Source organism: Rhodopseudomonas pentothenatexigens, assembly GCF_900218015.1.
GTDB classification, from domain to species: Bacteria; Pseudomonadota; Alphaproteobacteria; order Rhizobiales; family Xanthobacteraceae; genus Rhodopseudomonas; species Rhodopseudomonas pentothenatexigens.
Genome location: NZ_UFQQ01000013.1, coordinates 100,102 through 123,494 on the forward strand (window position 1 = coordinate 100,102; position 23,393 = coordinate 123,494).

25 protein-coding genes are annotated in these 23,393 nt (G+C 66.0%); 16 read left to right on the forward strand and 9 right to left on the reverse strand.

Annotated features, from left to right (window positions below):
- Positions 1-122: 122 nt before the first annotated feature.
- A complete protein-coding gene (locus DWA33_RS14030) occupies positions 123-458 on the forward strand; it encodes a cysteine-rich small domain-containing protein (protein ID WP_114358692.1) in 336 nt (111 codons plus the stop codon).
- Positions 459-519: 61 nt separating this feature from the next.
- Here DWA33_RS14030 and DWA33_RS14035 read toward each other — a convergent pair whose 3' ends face one another.
- Together DWA33_RS14035 and DWA33_RS14040 are read right to left on the reverse strand one after the other, a co-directional pair.
- On the reverse strand, positions 520-1,665 hold the full coding sequence (locus DWA33_RS14035; protein ID WP_114358693.1) for an acyl-CoA dehydrogenase family protein: 1,146 nt from the start codon (positions 1,663-1,665) through the stop codon (positions 520-522).
- Positions 1,666-1,829: 164 nt separating this feature from the next.
- Positions 1,830-2,273 carry a MarR family winged helix-turn-helix transcriptional regulator gene (locus DWA33_RS14040; RefSeq protein ID WP_114358694.1) on the reverse strand — a complete coding sequence of 148 codons (444 nt, stop codon included), beginning with the start codon at positions 2,271-2,273 and terminating at the stop codon, positions 1,830-1,832.
- A gap of 158 nt (positions 2,274-2,431) precedes the next feature.
- Here DWA33_RS14040 and DWA33_RS14045 point away from each other — a divergent pair, with 158 nt between their 5' ends.
- The 7 genes from DWA33_RS14045 (at position 2,432) to DWA33_RS14075 (ending at position 10,149) form a co-directional block, all read left to right on the forward strand.
- Positions 2,432-3,616 (forward strand): substrate-binding domain-containing protein, encoded by a 1,185-nt coding sequence (locus DWA33_RS14045; RefSeq protein WP_114358695.1) that lies wholly within the window; start codon positions 2,432-2,434, stop codon positions 3,614-3,616.
- A gap of 163 nt (positions 3,617-3,779) precedes the next feature.
- A complete protein-coding gene (locus DWA33_RS14050) occupies positions 3,780-5,294 on the forward strand; it encodes an amidase (RefSeq protein ID WP_114358696.1) in 1,515 nt (504 codons plus the stop codon).
- 36 nt (positions 5,295-5,330) lie between these two features.
- The gene (locus DWA33_RS14055; RefSeq protein ID WP_114358697.1) at positions 5,331-6,188 is read left to right on the forward strand and encodes a branched-chain amino acid ABC transporter permease; all 858 of its coding nucleotides are present in this window, start codon (positions 5,331-5,333) and stop codon (positions 6,186-6,188) included.
- 4 nt (positions 6,189-6,192) lie between these two features.
- A complete protein-coding gene (locus DWA33_RS14060) occupies positions 6,193-7,416 on the forward strand; it encodes a substrate-binding protein (protein WP_114358698.1) in 1,224 nt (407 codons plus the stop codon).
- A gap of 361 nt (positions 7,417-7,777) precedes the next feature.
- A complete protein-coding gene (locus DWA33_RS14065) occupies positions 7,778-8,734 on the forward strand; it encodes a branched-chain amino acid ABC transporter permease (protein ID WP_430707894.1) in 957 nt (318 codons plus the stop codon).
- Complete coding sequence (locus DWA33_RS14070) at positions 8,721-9,455, forward strand: ABC transporter ATP-binding protein (RefSeq protein ID WP_114358700.1); 735 nt, start codon at positions 8,721-8,723, stop codon at positions 9,453-9,455. The genes DWA33_RS14065 and DWA33_RS14070 overlap by 14 nt, the downstream gene beginning before the upstream one ends.
- Complete coding sequence (locus DWA33_RS14075) at positions 9,448-10,149, forward strand: ABC transporter ATP-binding protein (protein ID WP_114358701.1); 702 nt, start codon at positions 9,448-9,450, stop codon at positions 10,147-10,149. Before DWA33_RS14070 ends, DWA33_RS14075 begins: the two co-directional genes overlap by 8 nt.
- A 120-nt stretch (positions 10,150-10,269) precedes the next feature.
- Here DWA33_RS14075 and DWA33_RS14080 read toward each other — a convergent pair whose 3' ends face one another.
- Entirely contained in the window at positions 10,270-11,139 is an 870-nt protein-coding gene (locus DWA33_RS14080) for an alpha/beta fold hydrolase (protein WP_114358702.1), read from the reverse strand.
- A gap of 252 nt (positions 11,140-11,391) precedes the next feature.
- Between DWA33_RS14080 and DWA33_RS14085 the strand changes: the two genes are divergently transcribed.
- Positions 11,392-11,829 (forward strand): ArsR/SmtB family transcription factor, encoded by a 438-nt coding sequence (locus DWA33_RS14085; RefSeq protein WP_114358703.1) that lies wholly within the window; start codon positions 11,392-11,394, stop codon positions 11,827-11,829.
- A 12-nt stretch (positions 11,830-11,841) separates the two neighbouring features.
- Here DWA33_RS14085 and DWA33_RS14090 read toward each other — a convergent pair whose 3' ends face one another.
- Positions 11,842-12,216, reverse strand: coding sequence for a rhodanese-like domain-containing protein (locus DWA33_RS14090; protein WP_114358704.1), 375 nt, complete (start codon positions 12,214-12,216; stop codon positions 11,842-11,844).
- Positions 12,217-12,276: 60 nt separating this feature from the next.
- Positions 12,277-13,404, reverse strand: a complete 1,128-nt coding sequence (locus tag DWA33_RS14095; RefSeq protein ID WP_114358705.1) for an NAD(P)/FAD-dependent oxidoreductase — start codon at positions 13,402-13,404, stop codon at positions 12,277-12,279.
- A gap of 204 nt (positions 13,405-13,608) precedes the next feature.
- On the opposite strand from DWA33_RS14095, the gene DWA33_RS14100 reads away from it, so the two are divergent.
- Positions 13,609-14,223, forward strand: a complete 615-nt coding sequence (locus DWA33_RS14100) for an SAM-dependent methyltransferase (RefSeq protein ID WP_114358706.1) — start codon at positions 13,609-13,611, stop codon at positions 14,221-14,223.
- 9 nt (positions 14,224-14,232) lie between these two features.
- Here the strand turns inward: DWA33_RS14100 and DWA33_RS14105 are convergent, their stop codons facing one another.
- Both DWA33_RS14105 and DWA33_RS14110 read right to left on the reverse strand, forming a co-directional pair.
- On the reverse strand, positions 14,233-14,628 hold the full coding sequence (locus tag DWA33_RS14105; protein ID WP_114358707.1) for an ArsC/Spx/MgsR family protein: 396 nt from the start codon (positions 14,626-14,628) through the stop codon (positions 14,233-14,235).
- Entirely contained in the window at positions 14,628-15,233 is a 606-nt protein-coding gene (locus tag DWA33_RS14110) for a DUF2478 domain-containing protein (protein WP_114358708.1), read from the reverse strand. The genes DWA33_RS14105 and DWA33_RS14110 overlap by 1 nt, the downstream gene beginning before the upstream one ends.
- A gap of 242 nt (positions 15,234-15,475) precedes the next feature.
- On the opposite strand from DWA33_RS14110, the gene modD reads away from it, so the two are divergent.
- Positions 15,476-16,318, forward strand: a complete 843-nt coding sequence (gene modD, locus DWA33_RS14115; protein WP_114358709.1) for a ModD protein — start codon at positions 15,476-15,478, stop codon at positions 16,316-16,318.
- A gap of 252 nt (positions 16,319-16,570) precedes the next feature.
- Here the strand turns inward: modD and DWA33_RS14125 are convergent, their stop codons facing one another.
- Positions 16,571-18,205, reverse strand: a complete 1,635-nt coding sequence (locus DWA33_RS14125; protein WP_114358710.1) for a class I adenylate-forming enzyme family protein — start codon at positions 18,203-18,205, stop codon at positions 16,571-16,573.
- A 243-nt stretch (positions 18,206-18,448) separates the two neighbouring features.
- On the opposite strand from DWA33_RS14125, the gene DWA33_RS14130 reads away from it, so the two are divergent.
- From DWA33_RS14130 to DWA33_RS14145, 4 genes are all read left to right on the forward strand, one after another.
- Positions 18,449-18,655 (forward strand): hypothetical protein, encoded by a 207-nt coding sequence (locus DWA33_RS14130; RefSeq protein WP_114358711.1) that lies wholly within the window; start codon positions 18,449-18,451, stop codon positions 18,653-18,655.
- Positions 18,656-18,734: 79 nt separating this feature from the next.
- Entirely contained in the window at positions 18,735-19,397 is a 663-nt protein-coding gene (locus tag DWA33_RS14135) for an NUDIX hydrolase (protein WP_114358766.1), read from the forward strand.
- A gap of 139 nt (positions 19,398-19,536) precedes the next feature.
- A complete protein-coding gene (locus DWA33_RS14140) occupies positions 19,537-19,911 on the forward strand; it encodes a protocatechuate 4,5-dioxygenase subunit alpha (RefSeq protein ID WP_114358712.1) in 375 nt (124 codons plus the stop codon).
- Between the two features lie 15 nt (positions 19,912-19,926).
- Positions 19,927-20,784: a class III extradiol dioxygenase family protein gene (locus DWA33_RS14145; protein WP_114358713.1), complete on the forward strand. Its 858-nt coding sequence runs from the start codon at positions 19,927-19,929 to the stop codon at positions 20,782-20,784.
- Between the two features lie 379 nt (positions 20,785-21,163).
- Here DWA33_RS14145 and DWA33_RS14150 read toward each other — a convergent pair whose 3' ends face one another.
- Positions 21,164-22,054 carry a helix-turn-helix domain-containing protein gene (locus DWA33_RS14150; protein WP_114358714.1) on the reverse strand — a complete coding sequence of 297 codons (891 nt, stop codon included), beginning with the start codon at positions 22,052-22,054 and terminating at the stop codon, positions 21,164-21,166.
- 151 nt (positions 22,055-22,205) lie between these two features.
- Between DWA33_RS14150 and DWA33_RS14155 the strand changes: the two genes are divergently transcribed.
- A complete protein-coding gene (locus DWA33_RS14155; protein ID WP_114358715.1) occupies positions 22,206-23,393 on the forward strand; it encodes a cytochrome P450 in 1,188 nt (395 codons plus the stop codon).

Here is a 23,393-nt window from a genome sequence, read left to right on the forward strand (position 1 = left end):
CGCGATCGCAGCGTCACGCGACGCTCGGCATCGCCTTGCGTTCATTCCCCTTCAATCAGAACCCGCCACAGCGCCGTTGCGATCAAGCCGGCGGTCCACTGCTGCGGCGCGAGGGAACGGTTATGGAGCCGAAAGACACCACCACCAACGAAGCCTTCAAGGGCTTCACCAACGAGGCTTGCCCGTTTCTGCCGTGTCATCCCGGCGTCGAACGGGAGTTCAACTGCCTGTTCTGCTACTGCCCGCTGAGCGCGTATCAGTGCCCGGGCCCGTACAAGACGTTCGCCGATCGAAACGGGTTGACGCGCAAGGATTGTTCGGACTGCACCCTGCCGCACAACGGTTATCGGCGATCGTGGAATTTCATCCAGCGCTGGCTGGAGCGGCCGGTGCCCTGGGACGGCCAGCCCCAGGATCCGCGTCGCCTCAAGCGTGAAGTCTCGGAGAGCGGCGACTGACCGCCGCGGGCGCCTCCTTGTTGCCCTCGCAGAGCAGCACCAGGAGGCGCCTGAACGCTCTTTACAGCGAGCGGGCGATCAGCAGCTTCATCACCTCGTTGGTGCCGCCGTAGATCTTCTGGATCCGCGAGTCGATGAACATCCGGCCGATCGGGTATTCCTGCATGTAGCCGTAGCCGCCGTGAAGCTGCAGGCATTCGTCGACGGTCTCGACCTGCTTCTGGGTGGTCCACCATTTCGCCATCGAGGCGGTGACGGCGTCGAGGTTGCCGGCGATCAGTTGCACCAGACAGAAGTCGACGAACACCCGTGCGATGAACGCCTCGGTCTTGCGCTCGGCGAGCGTGAAGGCGGTGTTCTGGAATTCGATGATCGGCTGGCCGAAGGCTTTGCGTTCCTTGGTGTAGTCCGAGGTCAGCGCCACGGCGCGCTCCATCGCCGCCACGGCGCCGATCGCGATGATCAGCCGCTCCTGCGGCAGTTGCTGCATCAGCTGCACGAAGCCTTTGCCCTCTTCGCCGCCGAGCAGGTTTTCCTTCGGCGTGCGGGCGTTCTCGAAGAACAGCTCGGAGGTGTCGGAGGCGTGCAGGCCGATCTTGTCGAGGTTGCGGCCGCGCTTGAAGCCGGGGTTGTCCTTGGTCTCCAGCACGATCAGCGACAGCCCCTTGGCGCCGGCGCCGCCGGTGCGGGCGACCACGATGATCAGGTCGCAATTCTGGCCGTTGGTGATGAAGGTCTTCTGGCCGTTGATGACGTAGTCGTCGCCGTCGAGCTTGGCGGTGGTGCGCACGCTCTGCAGGTCCGAGCCGGTGCCGGGCTCGGTCATCGCGATCGCGCCGATCAGCTCGCCGCGGGCCATGCCGGGCAGCCAACGCCGCTTCTGCTCTTCCGAGCCGTAGTTGAGGATGTAGTGCGCCACGATGCCGCTCGAGACGGTGACGCCGCTCAGTGCGTCCGGGACGATCTTCTCCATGTCCTCATAGACCGCGGCGTCGTAAGCGAAGCTGGCGCCGAGTCCGCCGTATTCTTCCGGAACGCTGGGCAGCAGCGCGCCCATCTCGCCGAGCTTCAGCCAGGCCGAGCGGTCGACCATTTTCTGCTTGCGCCACTTTTCGCCGTGAGGAGCGAGGTCCTTGGCGAGGAATTTACGAAACTGGTCGCGGAACGTGTCCAGCTCTTCGGTCATCCAGGGCGATCGGTATTGCATGTTTCCTCACTCGAATGGGCGGCCGCTTGGCACGGCGCATCGCCCGCTGATCTAGGCCAGTTCGGCGGTGCAGGATAGTCGTTGCGATCGCCGCATCTTGCGGCGTGTCGCTGCAGGCGGCTGCGCCGTTCGCAGCCGCAGCATGCGCAATGCTGGAAGGTCGCTCAGGTCGCGCTGTCGATCAGGCTTTCAAGCAGCCGCTTCAGCTCGGCGGTGGCCTTGTCGCCGTAGCTCTCGGCGATATGCGCCTCCTGGCTCAGCGCCAGCGCATTCAGCCGCTGGGTCAGCGCCTTGCCGCGATCGGAGATGTGCATCAGCACCTTGCGGCGGTCCTCCGGGTCCTGGACGCGGTACACCAGCGAATCCGACACCATCCGGTCGATGATCTTGGTCAGGGTCGGATGATTGAGCAGCACCGCCTCGGCGAGTTCGCCCATCGAATGACCCTTGCCGTCGGACAGCACCTTGAGGATGCGCCACTGCTCCACCGGCACCCCTTCGCTGCGTAGCCGTGCTTCGAGCTGGCGGTTGATCTCCCGATTGGCCTGCGCCAGCAGATAGGCGAGGTGTTCGGTGATCGGCGGATTGCGGGTCGGCGATTTGGCCACGATGAGACTTTATCGTTCCGTCTGAGTGAATCGGATGCGCAGTTTGCTGCATCTATATGCACAGCAATCCTTGAAGATTCAATATTTTCGAATAGCATCGATCGTCGAACCCGGGGAGGGGACTTCGGCGGGATCACCCGCACTAGGCAGGAGAGGGCGTGCTTTCGGCTGTCGATCTCGGACATCGTGGCTTCTATGGAGGGCCGCCGCTCGGCTTGCTGGAGCGCGGCTCGCTTCCCGACGCGCGTTGGGTGGAAGGGCCGGGAGACGGCGGCGGTGCGGCTTCGCGCCGTGCCCGCAACAAGCTCCGCGTCGCGAACTTCGTCACCTTCCAGGGCTCGCCCGGACTGTGGGGACCGGCCTCGACCAATGCGGCGCTGCTGGCGGCGGCGGAGATCAACAAGCGCGGCGGCATCCTCGGTCGCGAGATCGAGCTGGTGTTCAGCGACGCCGGCGGTCCGATCGAGGATGTCATCCACCGTGTCTCGCTGGCGGTGGATTACGACGACGTCGATATCGTGATGGGCTCGCATATCAGCGCCGTGCGGGTCGCCTTGCGCAAAGCCATTCGCGGCCGTGTGCCGTACATCTACACGCCGGTCTATGAAGGCGGCGAGCGGACCCCCGGGGTGATGGCGATCGGCGAAACGCCGCGCTGGCAGAGCCGGCCGGCGATCGACTGGCTGGCGCGGGAAAAGAAGGCGCAGCGCTGGTATCTGATCGGCAGCGACTACGTCTGGCCGTGGCTGTCGCACCGTGCGGTCAAGAAATACATCAAGGATGCCGGCGGCCAAGTGGTCGGCGAGGAGTTCGTGCCGCTCGGCGAGGACGATCACGAACGCCATCTCGACCGGATCCGGGCCGCCCAGCCCGACGTGGTGCTGATCTCTCTGATCGGCAACGACAGCGTCACCTTCAATCGTGCCTTCGCCGAAGCCGGGCTGTCGCGCCACATCCTGCGGCTTGCCGGCGCGATGGACGAGACCGTGCTGCTCGGGATCGGCGCCGACAACACCGAGAATCTGTTCTGCGCCTCGGGCTATTTCGGCTGCCACGACAGCGCCGCCAACGACGCGTTCCGCGATTCCTATCGGCGGATGTTCGGACCGACCGCGCCGCCGATCGGCTCGGTCGGGCAGTCGAACTACGAAGGCCTGCGATTTCTGGCGACGATCGCCGAGAAGGCGCAAACGCTGCAGGCCCGCTCGCTGCTGCAGGTAGCGCGCAATGTCGTGTATCAGGGTGGACGCGGCGAGGTGACGATCCGCGACGGCCGAGCCCGGATGACGATGCATCTCGCCGAAGCCGACGGCCTGGATTTCAAGCTGCTCCGCACGTTCTGAATCGGATCAGTCCGTCAGGGTCGGCTCGTTGAAAAATTATACTTGAAAAGGAAAATATTTCCCTGTGTATTAACGCCTGACGCGGCGGCGCTTCTGCAGAGCCGCCGCCGGCGTCCCTCCCCGGGTCGCCATTCCCGATCCGCCTACGCGCAGGAGAACCAACTTGGCCGTTTCGCTTCCCACCCCCACGCAGATTCTCGAAGTCGCCGATCAGTGCGGCCTGTCGCTCACCGACGAGGATATCGTCTCGTTCCGCGGGCTGATGCAGCCGTCGATCGACGCCTACAACGTGGTCGCGGCGCTGCCCGATGAAGTGCCGCTGGTGAAGTATCCGCGCACGCCCGGCTATACGCCCGGTGCCGAGGACAACCCGCGCAACGCCTGGTATCGGAAGTCGAGCGTGAAGGGCGCGGCGTCGGGCAAGCTGAAGGGCAAGACCGTCGCGCTGAAGGACAACATCATGCTGGCCGGCGTGCCGATGATGAACGGCTCGTCGACTCTCGAAGGCTACGTGCCGGACTTCGACGCCACTGTCGTCACCCGCATTCTCGATGCCGGCGGCGAGATCGTCGGCAAAACCCATTGCGAGCATTTCTGCATGTCCGGCGGCAGCCACACCGGCTCCAATGGTCCGGTGCACAATCCGCACAAGATGGGCTACTCGGCCGGCGGCTCGTCGTCGGGCAGCGCCGTGGTGGTCGCGCTCGGCGAGGCCGATATGGCGATGGGCGGCGACCAGGGCGGCTCGATCCGGATGCCGTCGTCGTTCAGCGGCACCTACGGCATGAAGCCGACCTGGGGGCTGGTGCCCTACACCGGCATCATGCCGATCGAGATCTATGTCGATCACACCGGGCCGATGACCGCGAATGTCGAAGACAACGCGCTGCTGCTCGAAGTCATCGCCGGCGACGACGGTTACGATCCGCGCATCCGCGCTCCCAAGGTGCACGAGTACACCAAGGCGCTCGGCCAGGGCATCAAGGGCATGAAGATCGGCATCGTCCGGGAAGGCTTCGAACAGCCCGGCGCCGAGCCTGCGGTGAATGAAAGCGTCCGCGAAGCAGCCAAGAAGCTTGCGAGCCTCGGCGCCACCGTGGAGGAGATCTCGATCCCGGCTCACAATCTCGCCGGCGCGGTGTGGATGCCGATCGGCACCGAGGGCATGACCCAGACCATGATGTTCGGCGACGGCTACGGCCTCAGCCGTCCGGACCTTTACTCGACCACGTTGATGAAGGCGCATCGCGGCTGGCGCGGCCAGGCGGACTCGCTGTCCGAGACCACCAAGATGATGCTGCTGCTCGGCACCTACATCAACAACACCTTCGGGCCGCGCTACTACGGCAAGGCTCTCAACATCTCGCGCCGCATCGCCGCGGCCTACGACGCCGCGCTGGCGAACTTCGACCTACTGCTGATGCCGACCACGCCGATGAAGGCCACGCCGCTGCCGGCGCCGGGCGCGCCGCGCGAGGAGGTGATCGGCCGTGCCTTCGAGATGATCACCAACACCGCGCCGTTCGACATCACCCACCATCCGGCGATGTCGATCCCCTGCGGCATGGTCGATGGTCTGCCGGTCGGGCTGATGCTGGTCGGCAAGCACTTCGATGAGCCGACCATCTACCGCGCCGCCCACGCCTTCGAGCAGTCGGGCGACTGGAAGAAGATGTGATCGCGGTCCGGTCGTCCGTCAGCCGGTAAGGTCCGAATGGAAAACCTGTTCGCTGCCCTGTTCGAAATCCTGAGCTTCGGTTCCATCGTCGTGCTGGTGGTGCTGGGGCTCGGGATCATCGCCAGCATGATGGGCATCTTCAACTTCGCGCAGGGCGAGTTCGTCCTGCTCGGCGCCTACATCACCTATCTGGCGCACACCGCCGGCCTGCCGGTGTGGACCGGCATGGTCGCAGCGCCATTCCTGGTCGGTGCGTTCGGCCTGGTGCTCGAACGCCTCATCGTGCGGCGTTTCTACGCCGCGCCGATCGTGGCGATGCTCGGGACCTATGCGCTCGGTCTGATCATCCGCGAGATCGTCCGCGGCCTGATCGGCGGCCTCTATATCTCGGTGCCGGAGCCGATCGGCGGTTCGATCACCGTCGGCGACGTGCATCTGTCGACCTGGCGGCTGGTGATCATCGTCGTCACCGCGCTGGTGATGATCGGCAGCTATCTGTTGCTGTCGCGAACCTCGTTCGGATTGAGGGTGCGGGCGTCGCTGGAAAATCCGGCGCTGGCGCGGGCCTCCGGCATCTCCACCAACGCGATCTACGGTGCCACCTTCGCGTTCGGTGCGGCGCTCGCCGGACTCGCCGGCGCGCTGATCGTGCCGGTGTTCTCGCTGTTCGCCGATCTCGGCCTGCGCTTCCTGATCCAGGGCTTCATCGCCGTGATGGTCGGCGGCGTCGGCTCGTTCGCCGGTCCGGTCGCCGGCGCCGGCATCATCGGCACCCTGTCGGCGGCGCTGCCCTGGGTGATCCAGCCGGTGATCGCCGACGTGCTCGTGTTCGTGCTCGCCATCATCTTCATCAAATTCCGGCCGCAGGGCCTCGTTTCGGGAAAAGGAATCTAGCCTGATGTCCAGCGACTCCAACTTCGAGATCAATCGCCGCCGGTTCCTGTCCAATTTCGCCTTTGCCAGCACCGCGATCGCCACCGGGGTCGGAAGCTGGGTGATCCCGGCGGACTGGGCCAATGCGGCTGCCGGCCCGATCAAGGTCGGCATCGCCACCGATCTCACCGGCCCGATCGGCTATGCCGGCAATGCGGACGCCAACGTCGCCAAGATGGTGGTGAAGCAGATCAACGACGCCGGCGGCCTGCTCGGCCGGCCGCTGGAGCTGCATATCGAGGATACCGCGTCGAACGAGGCGGTCGCGGTCGGCAACGTCCGCAAGCTGATCCAGCGCGACAAGGTCGACGTCGTGCTCGGCGGTGTCACCTCGTCGATGCGCAACGCCATCAAGGACGTCATCGTCGCCCGTGGCAAGACGCTGTACATCTATCCGCAGCTCTATGAAGGCAAGGAGTGCACGCCGTATCTGTTCTGCACCGGCCCGACGCCGGCGCAGCAGTGCGACGAATTCATTCCGTGGCTGATCAAGAACGGCGGCAAGAAGTTCGCGCTGCCGAGCGCCAACTACGTGTGGCCGCACACCCTCAACGTCTATGCCCGCAAGGTGATCGAGGCCAATGGCGGCGAGGTGGTGCTGGAAGAGTACTATCCGCTCGACCAGATCGACTTCTCCTCGACCGTCAACCGCATCATCTCCAACAAGGTCGACGTGGTGTTCAATACCGTGATCCCGCCCGGTGTCGGTCCGTTCTTCAAGCAGCTCTACGAGGCGGGATTCCTCAAGAACGGCGGTCGTCTGTCCTGCGTGTATTACGACGAGAACACGCTCGGCATCAATCAGCCGAACGAGATCGAAGGGCTGGCGAGCTGCCTCGATTATTTCAAGGCGGTCGCCAAGGACGATCCGGTCAGCGCCAAGATCCAGGCCGAGTACGACAAGGAATTCCCCGGCACCTTCCTGTTCGCCGCCGGCAGCGCCGCCACCGGCACCTATCGCGGCCTCAAGTTGTGGGAAGCCGCGGTGAAGGAAGCCGGCAAGATCGACCGCGACGGCGTCGCCGCGGCGCTCGACCACGCCAAGATCGCCGACGGCCCGGGTGGCCCCGCCGAGATGGTCCCCGGCAAGCGCCACTGCAAGATGAACATGTACACGGCGGTCGCCAAGAACGGCAGCTACGAGATCGTCGAACGCAGCAAGGGTCTTGTCGACCCGAAGGAATGCTGATGCGGTCGCCAACGTCTTGCCCTGGCAGAACCTCACATGCTGCGCCGCGTCGGCTCGCGCGGACTTCACCTCTGCCCGCACGCGGGGAGAGGTCGACCGGCGTCGCGAAGCGAGGCCGGTCGGGTGAGGGGGCGTCTCCGCATCACCGAGCGTCTGCGACTGGCGGAGGCGCCCCCTCACCCCAGCCCTCTCCCCGCAGGCGGGGAGAGGGAGACGTCGCAGCCGCGCCGCGTTCGAACGCGACCTTCTGGTTCGCGGCCAGCCGGGCCCCTCGATGACGGAAGTCTCGTCGACCCTTTCGGAGGTCTCTCCGCCACGCGCCAAGCGGCGCCCTGCCGTGCTGCCGATCATCGAGATCGCGATGCTGGCGGTCTTCCTGCTGCTGCCGCTGGTGCTGCAGGATTATCTCACCGTGTTCATGACGCGGGTGCTGATCCTGTGCCTGTTCGCGCTGTCGTTCGATCTGGTGTGGGGCTATGCCGGGATCATGAGCTTCGGCCAGGCGGTGTTCTTCGGCGGCGCCGGCTACGGCGTGGCGCTGCTCGGGCGTGACCTCGGTATTTCTTCGATGCTGCTGGTGGTGCCGGCCGGCGTGCTGATCGGCTTCGCGGTGGCGCTGATGATCGGTGGCTTTCTGCTGCTCGGCCGCAATCCGTCCAGCGTGATCTTCGTGTCGCTCGGCACCTTGACGGCGTCTTACGCGTTCGATCGGCTGGCGCGGGGCTGGTACTATCTCGGCGGCCAGAACGGTATTCCCTCGATCCCGCAGATGACGATCGGAAGTTACGAACTCGGCGAGGGGCCGGTGTTCTATTATCTGGCGCTGGTGATCCTGGTCTTGGTCTACGCCGTGTGCCGTTATCTGGTGCGCTCGCAGTTTGGCCTCGCGCTCGCAGGCCTGCGCGAGAACGAGCAGCGTATCGCCTTCTTCGGCTACAAGGTGCAGCATCTGAAGGCGATCATCTTCTCGCTCGGAGGCGCGATCGCCGGGCTCGCCGGCAGCCTCTACGCCTTCCACGAAGGGTTCGTCTGGCCGAACATGCTCGGCGTGGTGATGTCGACCCAGGTGGTGCTTTACGTTCTGTTCGGCGGCTCGGGCACGCTGATCGGCGCGGTGATCGGCACGGTGGTGATCGAGATCGTGTCGTTCTGGCTGTCGAATTCCTACCAGGACATCTGGCCGATCATTCTCGGCGCGCTGATGCTGCTGGTGATCCTGTTTCGGCCCGCCGGGCTGATCAGCCTGATCGTCAGCCACAGTGAGCGGATCGGCAGCTTCGGCCGGCCGCCGAAGGGGAGCGATCATGGCTCTGCTTGAAGCGCGCGGCATGAAGAAGGTGTTCGGCAAGCTCACCGCGCTGAACGGCGCTGAACTGACCGTGCAGCCGAACGAATTTCACGGCCTGATCGGCCCGAACGGTTCCGGCAAGAGCACGATGATGAAGTGCATCGCCGGCGCCGAAGTGCCGACCGAGGGGCGGGTCGGCTTTGACGGCGCCGACATCACGTCGGCGTCCCCGGCCGAGCGCGCCCGTGCCGGCATGAGCCTGAAGTTTCAGATCACCTCGGTGCTGCCGGCGCTGACGCTGTACGACAACGTGCTGCTGGCGCTGCAGGGCCAGACCGCGCTCTCCAAGCTGATGTTCTCGCGTACGCGCGGCCTGTTGCACGACAAAGTGATGGCGATACTGGAGCAGTTCCGCCTGGTCGACCGCGCCGGCGAGCACGCCTCCGCGCTGTCGCATGGTCAGCAGCAATGGCTCGAGATCGCGATGGCGCTGGCGCCCGAGCCGAAACTGCTGCTGCTCGACGAGCCGACCGGCGGCATGAGCCTGGAAGAACGCCGAGTCACCGGCGAATTGCTGGCGCCGATCAAATCGCGCTGCTCGCTGGTGATCGTCGAGCACGATCTCGATTTTATCCGCGACATCTGCGATCGCCTCACCGTGCTCGATCAGGGCGCGGTGCTCGACACCGGAACGGTCGAGCAGATTCAGGCGAGCCCGAAGGTCCAGGAGGTGTATCTGCGCCGTGCTTGAGGATCATTATCTCGACATTCGCGACCTCGACGCCGGCTACGGCCGCAGCCAGGTGCTGTTCGGCGTGACGCTGTCAGCGCCGTGGCGCGGCGGTGTCGCCATTCTCGGCCGTAACGGTGCCGGCAAGACCACGCTGATGAAGGCGATCATGGGCGAACTGCCTGCCAAGCGTGGCAGCGTTTCGCTGGATTCGCGCGACGTCACGAAATTGCCGACCGAGCAGCGCGTCCGCGCCGGCTTCGGCTATGTGCCGCAGGACCATCCGGTGTTCGCGCGGCTGACGATCCGCGACAATCTCGCGGTGGGGGCGCTGACGAACAAGGACAGCCGTGCCGTCGATCGCGTGCTGGAGATGTTTCCCAAGCTCGGTCAGCGGCTCGACCAGATCGCCGGAACGCTGTCCGGCGGCGAACGCAAGATGCTGGCGATCGGCCGCGCGCTGCTGTCGGAGCCGAGCGTTCTGCTGCTCGACGAGCCGACCGAGGGGGTGTGGATCGGCGTGATCGAGGAGATCACCGACCGGCTGATCTTGCTGGCCAAGGAGATCGCGGTGGTGATCGTCGAGCAGCATCTCGATCTGGCGCTGCGCGTTGCCGATCGCGCCTTCGTGCTCGACCGTGGCCGCGTCGCGCTCACCGGCACCGCTGACGAAGTCCGCAACGACCCGCGACTGCTGCAATATCTGGCGCCGTAGCGGCGCTAAGATCCTCTCGGTCATTGCGAGCGCAGCGAAGCAATCCAGACATTGTGCACTGAGCTGGATTGCTTCGTTGGCTTCGCCTCCTTGTAATGACGAGGAGGAGATGTTCGTAGTTCAAGACGCGGATGGAAGCTCGACGAATTCAGCAATCAGCCGCAGCACCTCGTCCGGCCGGTCGTGCTGCAGCCAATGGCCGGCCTCAGCGACGATCTCGGCACGGGCGTTCTTGAAATAGCTTGAGGCTTCTGCGGCCCGAGCCGGCTCGAGAAAGCTTTCACCGGCGAACAGCAGCAGCGTCGGGCAGGCGATCCGTGCCCACAGCTCGGCATATTCGGACGGCGCCAGCCGGTGCGGCGCCGTTACCCGCTGATACGGATCGAACTTCCACGAATAGCTGCCGTCGTCGTTGCGGCGTGCGCCATGGGTGGCGAGGTGCAGCGACAGTTCGTGGCCGAGACGCTTGTTATGGGTGCGCATCTGCGCCGCGGCGTCGGCCACCGTTGCGTAGCGGCGCGGCTCGCGGCCCTCCAGCCGATCGAGTTGCCCGAGCCATTTGATCATCCGCTCGTGCACCGGAGCCATCCGGGCGTCGGGGCGGACCGTCACGCCGTCGAGCACCACCAGCCGTTCGACCCGTTCCGGAAACGTCCCGGCATACAGCATCGCGATCATGCCCCCCATCGAATGGCCGATGACGGTTGCGGGCGGAGCAGCGGCCAGCGCGGGCAGGCGCGTCAGGTCGTAGACGTATTCCGGCAGCGCGTAACTGCCGCCGCGCGCCCAATCGGAATCGCCATGGCCGCGCAGATCCGGGGCGATCACGTGAAAGTGCGGCTGCAGTGCGCCGGCGAGGTGATCCCAGCTTCGGCCGTGGTCCTGGCCGCCGTGGATCAGCAGCAGCGGCGGAGCGGTCGGGTTGCCCCAGTCCCAATAGTGCAGGCGCAGGCCGTGGGATTGGAAGAAGTCGCTTTGTGGTTGTTGCATCGTTGTTGTCGAGCGTTTCCGTCGCTGCAATAGCCGGGGCCGGGCCGAGCTTCAATGGTCCGGCGGACGCCGCGGACGGATGCCGCCGTGGTTGCGGTTGCACAGCCGATGCGCGGCGGGCTGACAATCCTTTGCAACAAGGGTAAGCATATCGGCTCGAGCAGCGCGATATTTCGATCGCGCGACAAGCCGCGGCGTGTCCGCGCGGGGGGGCCGGTGAACGCTCCTCGTCAACCGTGCGGAGGCCCATCGATGCCTGCGTCCAGCGCAGTCCGGAAGACCATTCCGGCGCTGAAACGCGTCGACACCAGCGAACTGCGCGAGAATGCCGCGGTCGCGGCCGAGTTCCTGAAGACGCTGTCCAACGTGTCGCGGCTGATCATGCTGTGTCAGCTCGCGGAAGGCGAGAAATCGGTGTCTGAACTCACCGGGCTGCTCGACGAACGGCAGCCGACGGTGTCGCAGCAGCTCGCGCGGCTGCGCAGCGAAAAACTGGTGCAGGCGCGGCGCGACGGTCAGCAGGTGTTCTATTCGCTCGCCAGCGAGGAGGTGCGCAGCCTGATCGTGGCGCTGCACGCCACCTTCTGCCGCAAGGATCGCGGCAAGGACAAGCCGACGAACGGAGCGGGGGCGCGAGCGACCCGGAACGGCGCGGGGCCGCGTCGTCAGCGCCAGCCGGTCGACGCTTGAGACGATCCTGACCTACGGCTCCGAGCCACCACCGAACAGCCGTTTGAACATCGATGGTGGCTTCGGACCCTGCACTGTCGGGAAGCCGGCTCGGCGCCAGGCGAGAATGCCGCCGCCGAGCACATAGGGGTCGCACACCCCGGCCGCCTTGGCTTCGATCTGGCCGCCGTACATCCGCGTCCGTCCGCCGGAATGGCAGAAGAAGATCGCCTTGCGGCCCTTCGCCCCCGTCAGGTCGCCGTGCCTGAGGCCGGTCAGCGGCAGTTCGATCGCGCCCTCGATGTGTTCGCGCGTAATCTCGTGCCGCTCGCGCACGTCGACCAGGACAGCGCCGTCCTCGGTCATCATGCGATGGGCCTCGATCGCCGAAATCGTCTTCACGCTCATGTTGCAGTCCGCTCCGTCTGGCGAAATCGAAATCGGCTCACCGCTTCCGTGACCCGGATGTCAGCGGAACGTGGTCAGATAGTGACGTTCGAACATCCGCTTCAGCCAGTGAAACAACTTCATCTTCGGTCCGACGAAGTTGAAGCGCTCGTTGCGAAACACCAGCATGCCGGAATCCAGCGTGTCGACGATGCACACCAGTTCGGGCTTGAAGCGGGTGCCCGGCTGCTGCCCGGTTTCCACCGCGGCGATATTGGCCGCCAAGGCGATCGCCTGCAGGTCGGCCTGGTGGGCCTGCTTCGGCATCCAGTCCGGTCCGGGGAACGAGCCGGCGTCGCCGGCGACCCAGACATTGGGCAGCCCTTCGACGCGGCACAGCTCGTCGGCCTTGATCATGCCGCCGGGCGACAGCGGCAGCTCGGTGTTCTCCAGCCATGCCGGTCCTGTCAGTCCCGGCATGAACAGGATCAGGTCGGCGTCGATCTCGCCGTCTTCGAGCACGACCTTGCGTTGTTCGAGCCGCAGGATCTTGCGGCCGAGCCGGGTGACGATGCCACGGTTCTTCATCTCCTGCAGCAGGCCGTCGACCGCGCGCTCGCCGAGCCGTGCGCCGGGGCGCGGCGCCGGGCTGAAGAACACGATCTGAAAGCCGGGACGCTTGCCCTGCTGACGCAGCAGCGTGTCGATGATGAACAGGAATTCGAACATCGGCCCGCCGCGCATCGCGCCCGGCTCGTTCGGATTGGTGGCGAAGCCGACCGCAATGGTGCCGCCCTTCAGCGCGTCGAGCCGGCGTCCGATCTCTTCGCCGACCTTGATGCCTTCGCACGGAATCAGCGCGTGCTCGATGCCCGGCAGCTTGCGGATGAATCGGCCGCCGGTGGCGACGACCAAGTGATCGTTGCGGAGTTCGCCCTGGTCGGTGACGGTGATTCGGCCACCGTCCTTCAGGCCGGTGACCGAGGCTTCGACGAAGTCGATGCGATGCTTGTTCAGGAAATGGTCGAGCGGCACTTTCAGCCGCTCGCCCTGGCGGATGCCGGCGGGAAGCCAGATCGAGCTGGGCAGGAAGTGCAATTCGCGCCGCGGCGAGATCATCGTGATCGTGGCGTCGACCTTGCGCTTGCGCAGCTCGCGGGCGGCGGTGAGACCGGCGAAGCCGGAGCCGACGATGGTGATATTTCGCATCCCTCGAGGTTCCTGTTGGCACGGCACATGCGGCCTGCATCTCCCTGGTCGCACGGCCGCCATCGGCGGTCTGTGACGATGTCACCGCGGCGTCGCCGCAGGGCGGGCATCACCCGATTGGGAATTGCGCAGTTCCCGCGCAGCCGCCAAGCTCGCGCCGCCGCGTGCTGCGGCGCAGGCGAGTGAGAAGGAAATCGGACGCTCATGGCATCCCAGCACTTCGAGATGTGGGAAAACCGCTTCGGCGGCGAGGACTATCTGTTCGGCACGGCGCCGAATGCGTTCCTGGCGTCATGCCGCGAATTGCTGCCGAAGCAGGGACGGGCGCTGGCGATCGCCGACGGCGAGGGACGCAACGGGGTATTTCTCGCCGAATGCGGGCTGTCGGTGCTGTCGGTGGACTTCTCGCCGACCGCCCAGGCCAAGGCGCACAAGCTGGCGGCGGCGCGCGGCGTGACGATCGAGACCCGGACCGCGGACCTGCTGAGTTGGCAGTGGCCGGACGGCTTCGACGTAATCGTCGGCATCTTCTTCCAGTTCGTCGAATCGGAGCAGCGCCCGGCGGTGTTCCAGAACATCCGCGACGCGCTGAAGCCCGGTGGGCTGCTGCTGATCCAAGGCTATCGGCCGAAGCAACTGGTCTACAAGACCGGCGGCCCGAGCTGTGCCGAGAACCTGTACACCCGCGAATTGCTGGAGGACGCGTTCGGAGATTTCGACAACCTCAGCATTCGCGAGCACGACAGCGAAGTCGCCGAAGGCGCCGCTCACGCCGGACTATCTGCGCTGATCGATTTGATCGGGTGGAAGCCGAAATAGCCGGAGGTTTCAGTCGTCCATCGCGCAGCCGTCGAATACGCGCGGGGCTCCGGTCCGCAGTCCGAGCCAGGCGTCGACGACGGCCTGATCGAAGCCGACCTCGCAGCGGTCGCCCGATTGCATCAGCGGGCGGCGGATCAGCAGCGGATCGTCGATCATCAGATCGAGCGCTGCGTCCTCGCTGAGCGCGGCGAAGTCGATCGCGCCCGCCTTCACTTTCGGTGACGACTGATTGAACCACTGCGCGAGCGGCTTGTCGCCGAAGAACGGCCGCAGCGTCTCCCGCGTCCACGGCTCGGCGAGCAGGTTGCGGACCTCCAGCTGGTGGCCCGAAGCGGCGAGCAGCGCCTTCTGCCGCGCGTTGCCGACGCAGCCGGGCTTCTCATAGAACACGACGTTGGCCATCACCGCGTCTCCTTCAGCAGATCGTCTTCCACAGCCAGTCGTCGTCGCTGCCATTGCCCATCGCGGGGGGGCAACAGCCGCGGCGCAGTGACGGCCCACCAGGCTTCGATCGCCTCACGGTGGCACGGCAGCATCGCGCCTTCGTCGCCGATAAACGCGCGCCAGGCGTCGGCGCATTTCTCCGGCACCGCGGTCAGCAGCGGCCGGCCGGCCACGATCGCTTCGGCAAATTCGTTGCGCAGCCCGTGGCCGGTCGCTTCCTGCTTGGAGAATTTGTTGATCACCACCAGCGCGGCGCCGTTCGCCACCGCCCGCGTCACCGCCTGCGCGGAGGCCGCCAGGCCGCTGGCGTCGAGCTTGCACGATCCCGCGCCGCTGCCGAGTGTCTGCGAAATTCCGATCGCCTCGCCCGTCATCAGATCGATCAGCTGCATGTCGATCTTCTTGCCGGCGGCGTCCTTGACGTTTCGCTGCACGATGCCGCCGAGCCGGTCTCCGGCCGCGATCCGCCCGAACGCGAAATCCGCCAGCAAGGTGTCGACGTCGTCCTCGGCGCGATAGACGATCGCCGCGATCCGCGGAGCCTCGACGCTGCTGTACGTCATCTTTGCACTCTCCGATCGGTGCCTCGTGTTGAGTTAGCAAGCGCCGTGCCGGTTCACGATTCCCGCTCGCATCGGCTAGGCGGTTGATTCTTTGAACGTTTCGCTGCGCGTCACGGCCCGCGAGGGTTCGTCGCAAACCTGACGGCGTTGTATAGTCATAGACATAACGGTGGGAAATGGGGATGTTGCGTCGGACCCCCCGCGCATCCCGAGCGCTAACCGCCACACCGAGGACCTGCTCTATGCCTGCCGCCACCCTTGCCGAACTGGAGCGCCTGCTCGACGACGATGTGCCTTGCGGCGATCTGACCACCGAGGCGCTGGGCATCGGCGCTGCGCCCGGCGTGATGCAATTCGCCGCCCGCGACCCGATGGTGCTGGCGCTCGCCGAAGACGCCGCCGCGATCATCCGGCTGTGCGGATGCGAGGTCGAACTGGCCGCCTCGTCGGGCAGCCGGCTGGCGGCGGGCGCGCCGATCCTGACCGCTCATGGCAGCGCCTCCGGACTGCTGCGCAGCTGGAAGGTGGCGCAGACGCTGATCGAGATCTGGTCCGGCGTCGCCACCGCGGCGCGCGACATCGTCGATGCGGCGCGCGCGGTGTCGCCGACCATCGCGGTGGCCTGCACCCGTAAGAACTCGCCGGGCACCAAGCGGTTCGCGGTCGCCGCCGTGAAAGCCGGTGGCGCCACCATGCACCGGCTCGGCCTGTCCGAGACCGTCCTTGTGTTCGGCGAGCACCGCGGCTTTCTCGACGAGCCGTTGGCGGGCACGGTGGCGCGGCTGCGTGCCACGCTGCCCGAGAAGAAGCTGATCACCGAAGTGTCGTCGGTCGACGCCGCACTCGCCGCGACCGAAGCCGGCTTCGATGTGCTGCAGCTCGAGAAGTTCGCCCCCGCCGACGTCGCGACGCTGGTGCAGCAACTCGCTGCGCGGCCGGCTCGCCCGGTGATCGCGGTGGCCGGCGGCGTCAACGCCGGCAACGCGGCAGCCTACGCAGAGGCCGGCGCACAGGTGCTCGTCACCTCGGCGCCATACACCGCCAAGCCGCGCGACGTGCAGGTGCGGATCACGCCGGCGAAGTAATAATTAGCTGCAGGGTCGCGCCGTTCCACAGGCGAGGCGCGCTCCCTCTCCCGCTTGCGGGAGAGGGCTGGGGCGAGGGCCTCCCGGGCAGTGAGTTGCCACTCGCGGAGAGGGGTGCCTTCACCCGCCGCGCTTCGCGCGTCGACCTCTCCCGCAAGCGGGAGAGGTTGCGCTGCCGCCGGGGCGAGGGTGTGCTAACTCCACGCATGACGGTCCCTATTTACGCGACGCCTTGCTTTTTGGCTTCGTGGACTACGTCCCGCTGTAACTCGCCGCCCGGTCCGCGATCGTCTCGCGCAGCACCGTCTTCTGGATCTTGCCGTTGGCGTTGCGCGGCAGCGGGTCGGTGCGGATGATGATGCTTTCCGGCACCTTGTAGTCCGACATCCGTGCCGCGCACCAGTCGGCGACGTCGCGCTCGCTTAAGCTGGCATCTGCGCTGGTCACCACGATGGCGTTGACGCGTTCGCCGAGCACCGGGTCGGGCGTGCCGATGATCGCGGTCTCGACCACGCCGTCGAGGCCGCAGATCACATTCTCGACCTCGGCCGAGAAGATCTTGAAGCCGCCGCGGTTGATCATGTCCTTCTTGCGGTCGAACACCCGGACGAAGCCGTCCTTGTCGATCGAGCCGATGTCGCCGCTGCGCCAATAGCCGTTCACAAATTCCCTGGCGTTGGCGTCGGGCCGCTGCCAATAGCGCGGCACCACCATCGGGCCGGAGATCAGCAATTCGCCGGGGTCGCCGGGGGCGACCTCGTTGTCGTACGCGTCGAGCACGCGCACATGCGAGTAAGGAACCACTTGGCCGACGCTGTCCATGTGATCGCGCCAGTAGGCCTGCGGCATGATCGTGGTCGGCGAGGTGGTCTCGGTCGCCCCGTATGCGTTGCGGAGTTGCAGGTTCGGCAGCCGCTTCGCCAGCATCTCGATGGTCGGCACCGGCATCGGCGCGCCGCCGAAGCAGCCGATCCGCCACGCCGACAGATCGTGCTTGTCGAAGCCGGGATGCATCACTGCCAGCGTGTAGATCGCCGGCACCAGGATCGACCAGGTGATCTTCTCCCGGCTCGCCAGCGCGAGGAAGTCCGCGGTCTTGAACGCCTGCCGCATCAGCACCACGCAGCCGCCGGCCGCGATCGTCGCGTAGGATACGCCGACGAGCCCGGTCACATGCGACAGCGGCACCGCGACCAGCCCGCGGTCGTGCTCAGTCAGCTCGTGAGCGCGGGCGAACGCGTAGGACGAATGCAGGATGCTGAGATGGGTCAGCTCGGCGCCCTTGGGCTTGCCGGTGGTGCCCGAGGTGTAGAGGATCACCGCGGTGTCGTCTTCGTGCATCGCCGCGAGCGATGCGGCCGCCGGATCGCCAGCGAGCAGATCCTCGAACGGCCGCGCGCCATCGGCCGGGCCGTGCGCCGCGAAGCGATGCGCGAGCTGCGGCACCTCGGCGGCTGCCGGGATCTCGCCCGCCAGCTCGGCCTCGAACACCACCACCTTGGCGCCGCTGTTGTTCAGCAGGAATTCCAGCTCGGCGCGGCGCTGCCGGATGCCGATCGGCACCACCAGGACGCCGAGCCGATTGCAGGCGAGCGTCACCGCCAGGAACTCCCAGCAATTGCCGAGGAACAGCGCGACCCGGTCGCCTTTGCCGATGCCCAGCGCGGTCAGCGAGGCCGCGATGCTGCGGACCAGGCGATCGAGCTCACGATAGCTGAGCGCACGGTCGTCGACGATTGCCGGACGGTCGCCGAACCGCGCGACCAGATCATCGAACATCGCAGCCAGATGGACGGGGCGCTCGGAGAAGCACAACATCGACCGGCCGTCGTAGTGAGTTTCGCGGCGCAGCGCGCCGCCGATGCCGGCCTCGGGCCAGAACCTCATGGGTGTTTCCTCGTTGATCGTGGGGACGTCGCGGTTGCGATCCGCGATCGTCCGGCGGCTGTTCTCAGCGCCGCGGTAATTATATCCCGTTGATGTCGTCGACCGCCAGTCGGCGAGGGAACTGCCGGCAGGCAACGATTTGACTCGAGTCAGCGACGCGCTGACATCGTCGCGTCAGCATCGCAGCCTAGACTCAAGCCGCGACGGCGGGAACCGCCGCTGACGAATACCAGGGAAGAAGCGATGAGATTGTCCGACGTGGAATGTGAGTGTGGCGCACTCTACCGCTGCGCCGAATCCGAAACGCTCGAAGGTGAGCCAGGCAATCTGCAGTGCGCCAGTTGCGGCCGGATCGTGGAGGCTTGGCAGACCCGCAACAGGCGCGTGTATCGCTGCATGCTGACGCCGGATCGCAGCTATCCGGTGGTGACGCCGCCGCCGGCGCCGTAATCCGGCTCCCGGCGCAGTCCGGGTGAATTCTGAGGCGACGTGGCTCGGCGCGTCTCGCTTGACGCCTGCCCGATCCTATATTGTGGAGGTTGATTTCCCCACGACGAAGGGCGGTAGATTGCGAACTCCGGTGCTGGCAGCAGGCGGAATTGTTTTGCGGCGCGGCAATGAACCGCTGTTTGCGGTCGTCAGAATGCGCAAGCGCAATGATTGGGTGTTGCCCAAGGGCAAACTCGACCACGGCGAGACGCCGCGCGTGGCCGCCGAGCGCGAGGTGCTCGAAGAAACTGGCCACGTCGTCGCGGTGCATGAGTTCATCGGCACCCTGGTTTACGACTCCGGCGGCCGCTCCAAGGTGGTGCATTTCTGGCGGATGGAAGCGGAGGCGGAGCAGACGCTGCCGCTGATGAAGGACATCCGCGCGGTCGATTGGCTGCGGCTCGACGAGGCGATCGCGCGGCTGTCGCGCGGCTATGAGCAAGCCTTCCTGACGCAGGTGGGACCACTGGTGCTGGAAGCGGCCGGGCACGTCGCGTTCGGGGGCACGGCTGCGACGGCGCCGGCGCCGCATCCTCCGCGCTGTCCCACCAGCCCGCTGCCGACCGAGGGCGAGACCGTCACCGACCTCGCCGAGGCGCCGTCGCTGGCGCTGGAGCTGCCCTCCGAGGTGCTCGAAACCGAGCCGCCGCTGTCGATGCTGCAGCGGTTGCGGCGATGGCTGCGCGGCGCACCGCGCTCCTGACCGCCTTCCGCCGAGCGGATCGCGGCTGTCAGGAGTTTCCTGACATTTGATTCAAGTCAATCAAGCGCTCCTGCCGCCGCCTATCGTTCGCGAAATTTGGCCGCAAGGCCGTAGGCAGGAAACGTCATCAGGGGATGCCATGAGTGAGGCATTGGCGGCTGGCGCCGGACGCGCCAAGCGCGAGATTTTCGGGACGCCGATCTTCGGGCCCGAAGCGGCGCAGAAGGGCTACGCTCTCAACAAGATGTGCTTCTCGTTCAACGACGCCGGCGCGCGCGCCGAGTTCGTCGAGGACGAGGCTGCATACTGCGCGCGCTACGGGCTCACCGCGGCGCAGACCGAAGCGATCCTCGAGCGCGATCTGCTCAAGCTGCTCGACGAGGGCGGCAACGCCTACTACCTCGCCAAATTCGCCGGCATCCTCGGCCTCAACATGCAGGACATCGGCGCGCTGCAGACCGGGATGACGGTCGAGCAGTTCAAGGCGAAACTTCTGGCGGCGCGGGACAATTGAGCGGGGGGACCTGACATGGCGACGATCATCGGCGGCCTCGCCGCATCTCACGTCCCGGCGATCGGCGGGGCGATGGCCAAGGGCCTGCAGAAGGATCCGTACTGGGCGCCGTTCTTCGACGGCTTCGAGGCGCCGTGCCGCTGGCTCGAGGCGGCCAAGCCCGATGCCGCGGTGGTGATCTACAACGATCACGGGCTCAATTTCTTCCTCGACAAGATGCCGACCTTCGCGGTCGGCGCCGCGCCTGAGTATCGCAACGACGACGAAGGCTGGGGCATCCCTGTGATGGCGCCGTTCAAGGGCGACACCAAACTGTCGTGGCACATCATCGAGACGCTGGTGGAATCCGAATTCGACCCCGTCACCTGTCAGGAGATGCTGGTCGACCACGCCTACAGCCTGCCGATGGAGCTGTTCCTGCGTGGCCGCGCGCACGACATTCCGACCGTGCCGGTGGTGGTGAACACCGTGCAGCATCCGCTGCCGTCGCTGCGGCGCTGCTTCAAGCTCGGCCAGGCGATCGGCCGCGCGATCGAGAGCTATCCGGAAGATCTGAAAGTGGTGGTGATCGGCACCGGCGGGCTGTCGCATCAGCTCGAAGGCCAGCGTGCCGGTTTCATCAACACCGCGTTCGACCGCCGCTGCATGGACGCGATGACCGGCGACATCGAGAGCCTGCTCGGCATCGACCCGCACGAACTGGTCGAGCTCGCCGGCAGCCAGGGCGTCGAGGTGATGAACTGGGTCGCGATGCGCGGCGCGCTGCTCGGCGACGTCCACGAGCTGCACCGTAACTATCATTTGCCGATCTCCAACACCGCGTCGGGCATCATGCTGATCGAGAACCGGCCGAGGCTGGCGCAGGCGGCGTAGGGCCTTTGTGCGTCCGAGGCCTTAGTCCCTCATGGTGAGGAGCCGCGGCGAAGCCCGTAGGGCGAAGCCGGGGCGTCTCGAACCACGAGGCCGATGCGCTGCTACGCGTGTGCTCGGAGCCCATCCTTCGAGACGCCCCGGCTTCGCCGGGGCTCCTCAGGATGAGGTTGGTGCAGGTGGCGACTACAGTGCGAAGTGATGTTGGGCCGCGGCGCCGCTACACAAAAATCGTCATGCCCGGGCTCGACCCGGGCATCCACGAATTCACGCAAGGCGGTGGTTATGGCCGTGGATGGCCGGGTCAAGCCCGGCCATGACGGAGTGTGAGAGGAAGCGTCGGAGGCTCACTACTCAAGCCTGTAGCTCACCGCCTCGTCGTTCACGCCTCCTCACTCACCATCCGCCGATAATCTCGCGGATTATGTCCGGTCCGCCGTTTGAAGAAACGGCAGAAATACGCCGGGTCCTCGAAGCCGAGTTCGAACGAGAGCTTGGAGATCGGCGCCGCGATATACGTCAGCCGGCGGCAGGCCTCTCGGGTCAGACGCGCATGCACCACGTCAAGCGCGCTCTGACCGGTCTCCGCTTTCGCCAGCCGGTTGAGGCGTTCCGGCGTCATGCCGAGTTCGCCCGCATAGCGCGCGATCGGCCAGTGCTCGCAATGATGCGCCTCCACCAGCAGTAGGAAGCGGGTGAACTGATCGGCGCCGCGCGCGGCATAGCGCGCCTGCCGCTCGCTCTGCTGCGCCAGCCGCCAGACGATGGCGCGGCCGAGCCATAGCGGCACCGGGGAATTGCCGGCATCCGGCGAGGCAAATTCGTCGGCAAGCTCGGCGAATAATCTGTCGATCCGCGCAGTTGCGGCACCGTCCGGCTCGAACTCCAGGATACGCGCCGCGGCGAACAGGTCGCGGAGCGCCTGGCCGGTCGCCGGCACGTCGCCCTCGATCATCGCATGCGGATTGAAGGTGAAGACCTGACCTTCGGTGTGCGGCGAGAACTTGAAGCCGTGAACGACGCCGGGCGGCACGATCACCGCGACCGGCCCGTCGCGTTGCACGCGCTGCTCATCGAGCGCGATCGTCGCCGTCCCGGAGCCGATCCAGAGGATCTGGTGCAGGCTGCGGTGGGTGTGGACGTCGATCTGCCACTGATACAACCGGCTGCGCGACTGGATTGCTTCGACATGCAGCATGTCGACCGGCGCCGGCGGTGTCTCGCCGTACAGCGCGAAGATCGGAATTGCTGCTTTGCGGCGTGCGCGAGCCATTCCGCAGCTAAGACCGAACGTCGGAAAAGTGCAAGTTTTTGTCACCGCGGCGTCTCACGGGGAGAGGTGGTGGCAACTACACTCCGACGATTGCCGCAACTAACAGACCACCAACGAACCGGGCGGCCGCAACAAGAGAGGAAATCAGCTCATGTTCAGCTTCGATCCGTATTCGCCCGTCGTCGATGCCGACCCGTTCCCGCTCTACAAGACGCTGCGTGACGAACATCCGGTGTACTGGAGCGAGCCGGCGCAGATGTGGATTCTGTCGCGCTATCTCGACGTCGCCGGCGCCGGCAGCAACTGGCAGGTGTTCTCCTCGGCCAAGGGCAATTTGATGACCGAGCTGCCGAACCGCGCCGGCGCCACGCTCGGCACCACCGACCCACCGCGCCACGACCGGCTGCGCGGGCTGGTGCAGCACGCCTTCATGAAGCGCAATCTCGAAGCGCTCGCCGAACCGATGCGTGAAATCGCCCGCGATGCCGCCGAAGCCTTGCGCGGCCGCGACCAGTTCGACTTCATCGGCGACTTTTCGTCCAAGTTCACCGTGCGGGTGCTGTTCGCGGCGCTCGGCCTGCCGATGGGCGATGAGCAGACCGTGCGCGACAAGGCGGTGCTGATGGTGCAGAGCGATCCGGTCACCCGCGCCAAGGGGCCGGAGCATCTGGCTGCCTACGCCTGGATGCAGGACTACGCGTCGAGCGTGATCGCACAGCGCCGTTCCGAGCCGAAGAACGATCTGATCTCGCATTTCAGCATGGCGGAGATCGACGGCGATAAGCTCGACGAACGCGAGGTGCTGCTCACCACCACCACGCTGATCATGGCCGGCATCGAATCGCTCGGCGGATTCATGAGCATGCTGGCGCTGAATCTGGCCGATTTCGCCGACGCGCGCCGCGCCGCGGTGGCCGATCCGGCGCTGCTGCCGGATGCGGTCGAAGAATCGCTGCGCTACAACACTTCGGCGCAGCGGTTCAAACGCTGCCTGCAGAGCGACCTGACGCTGCACGGCGTCACCATGAAGGCCGGCGACTTCGTCTGCCTCGCCTATGGCTCGGCCAATCGCGACGAACGGCAATTCCCGAATCCGGACGTCTACGACATCACGCGCAAGCCCAAGGGCCATCTCGGTTTCGGCGGCGGCGTGCACGGCTGCCTCGGTTCGGCGATCGCCCGGATGGCGATCAGGATCGCATTCGATGAGTTCCACAGGGTGGTGCCGGACTACACACGCACCGAGCAGCAGCTCAACTGGATGCCGTCGTCGACTTTCCGCAGCCCGCTGCGGCTGGAGTTTGCGGTCGACCAAGCATCGGCGCGGTCCGCGGCTTGA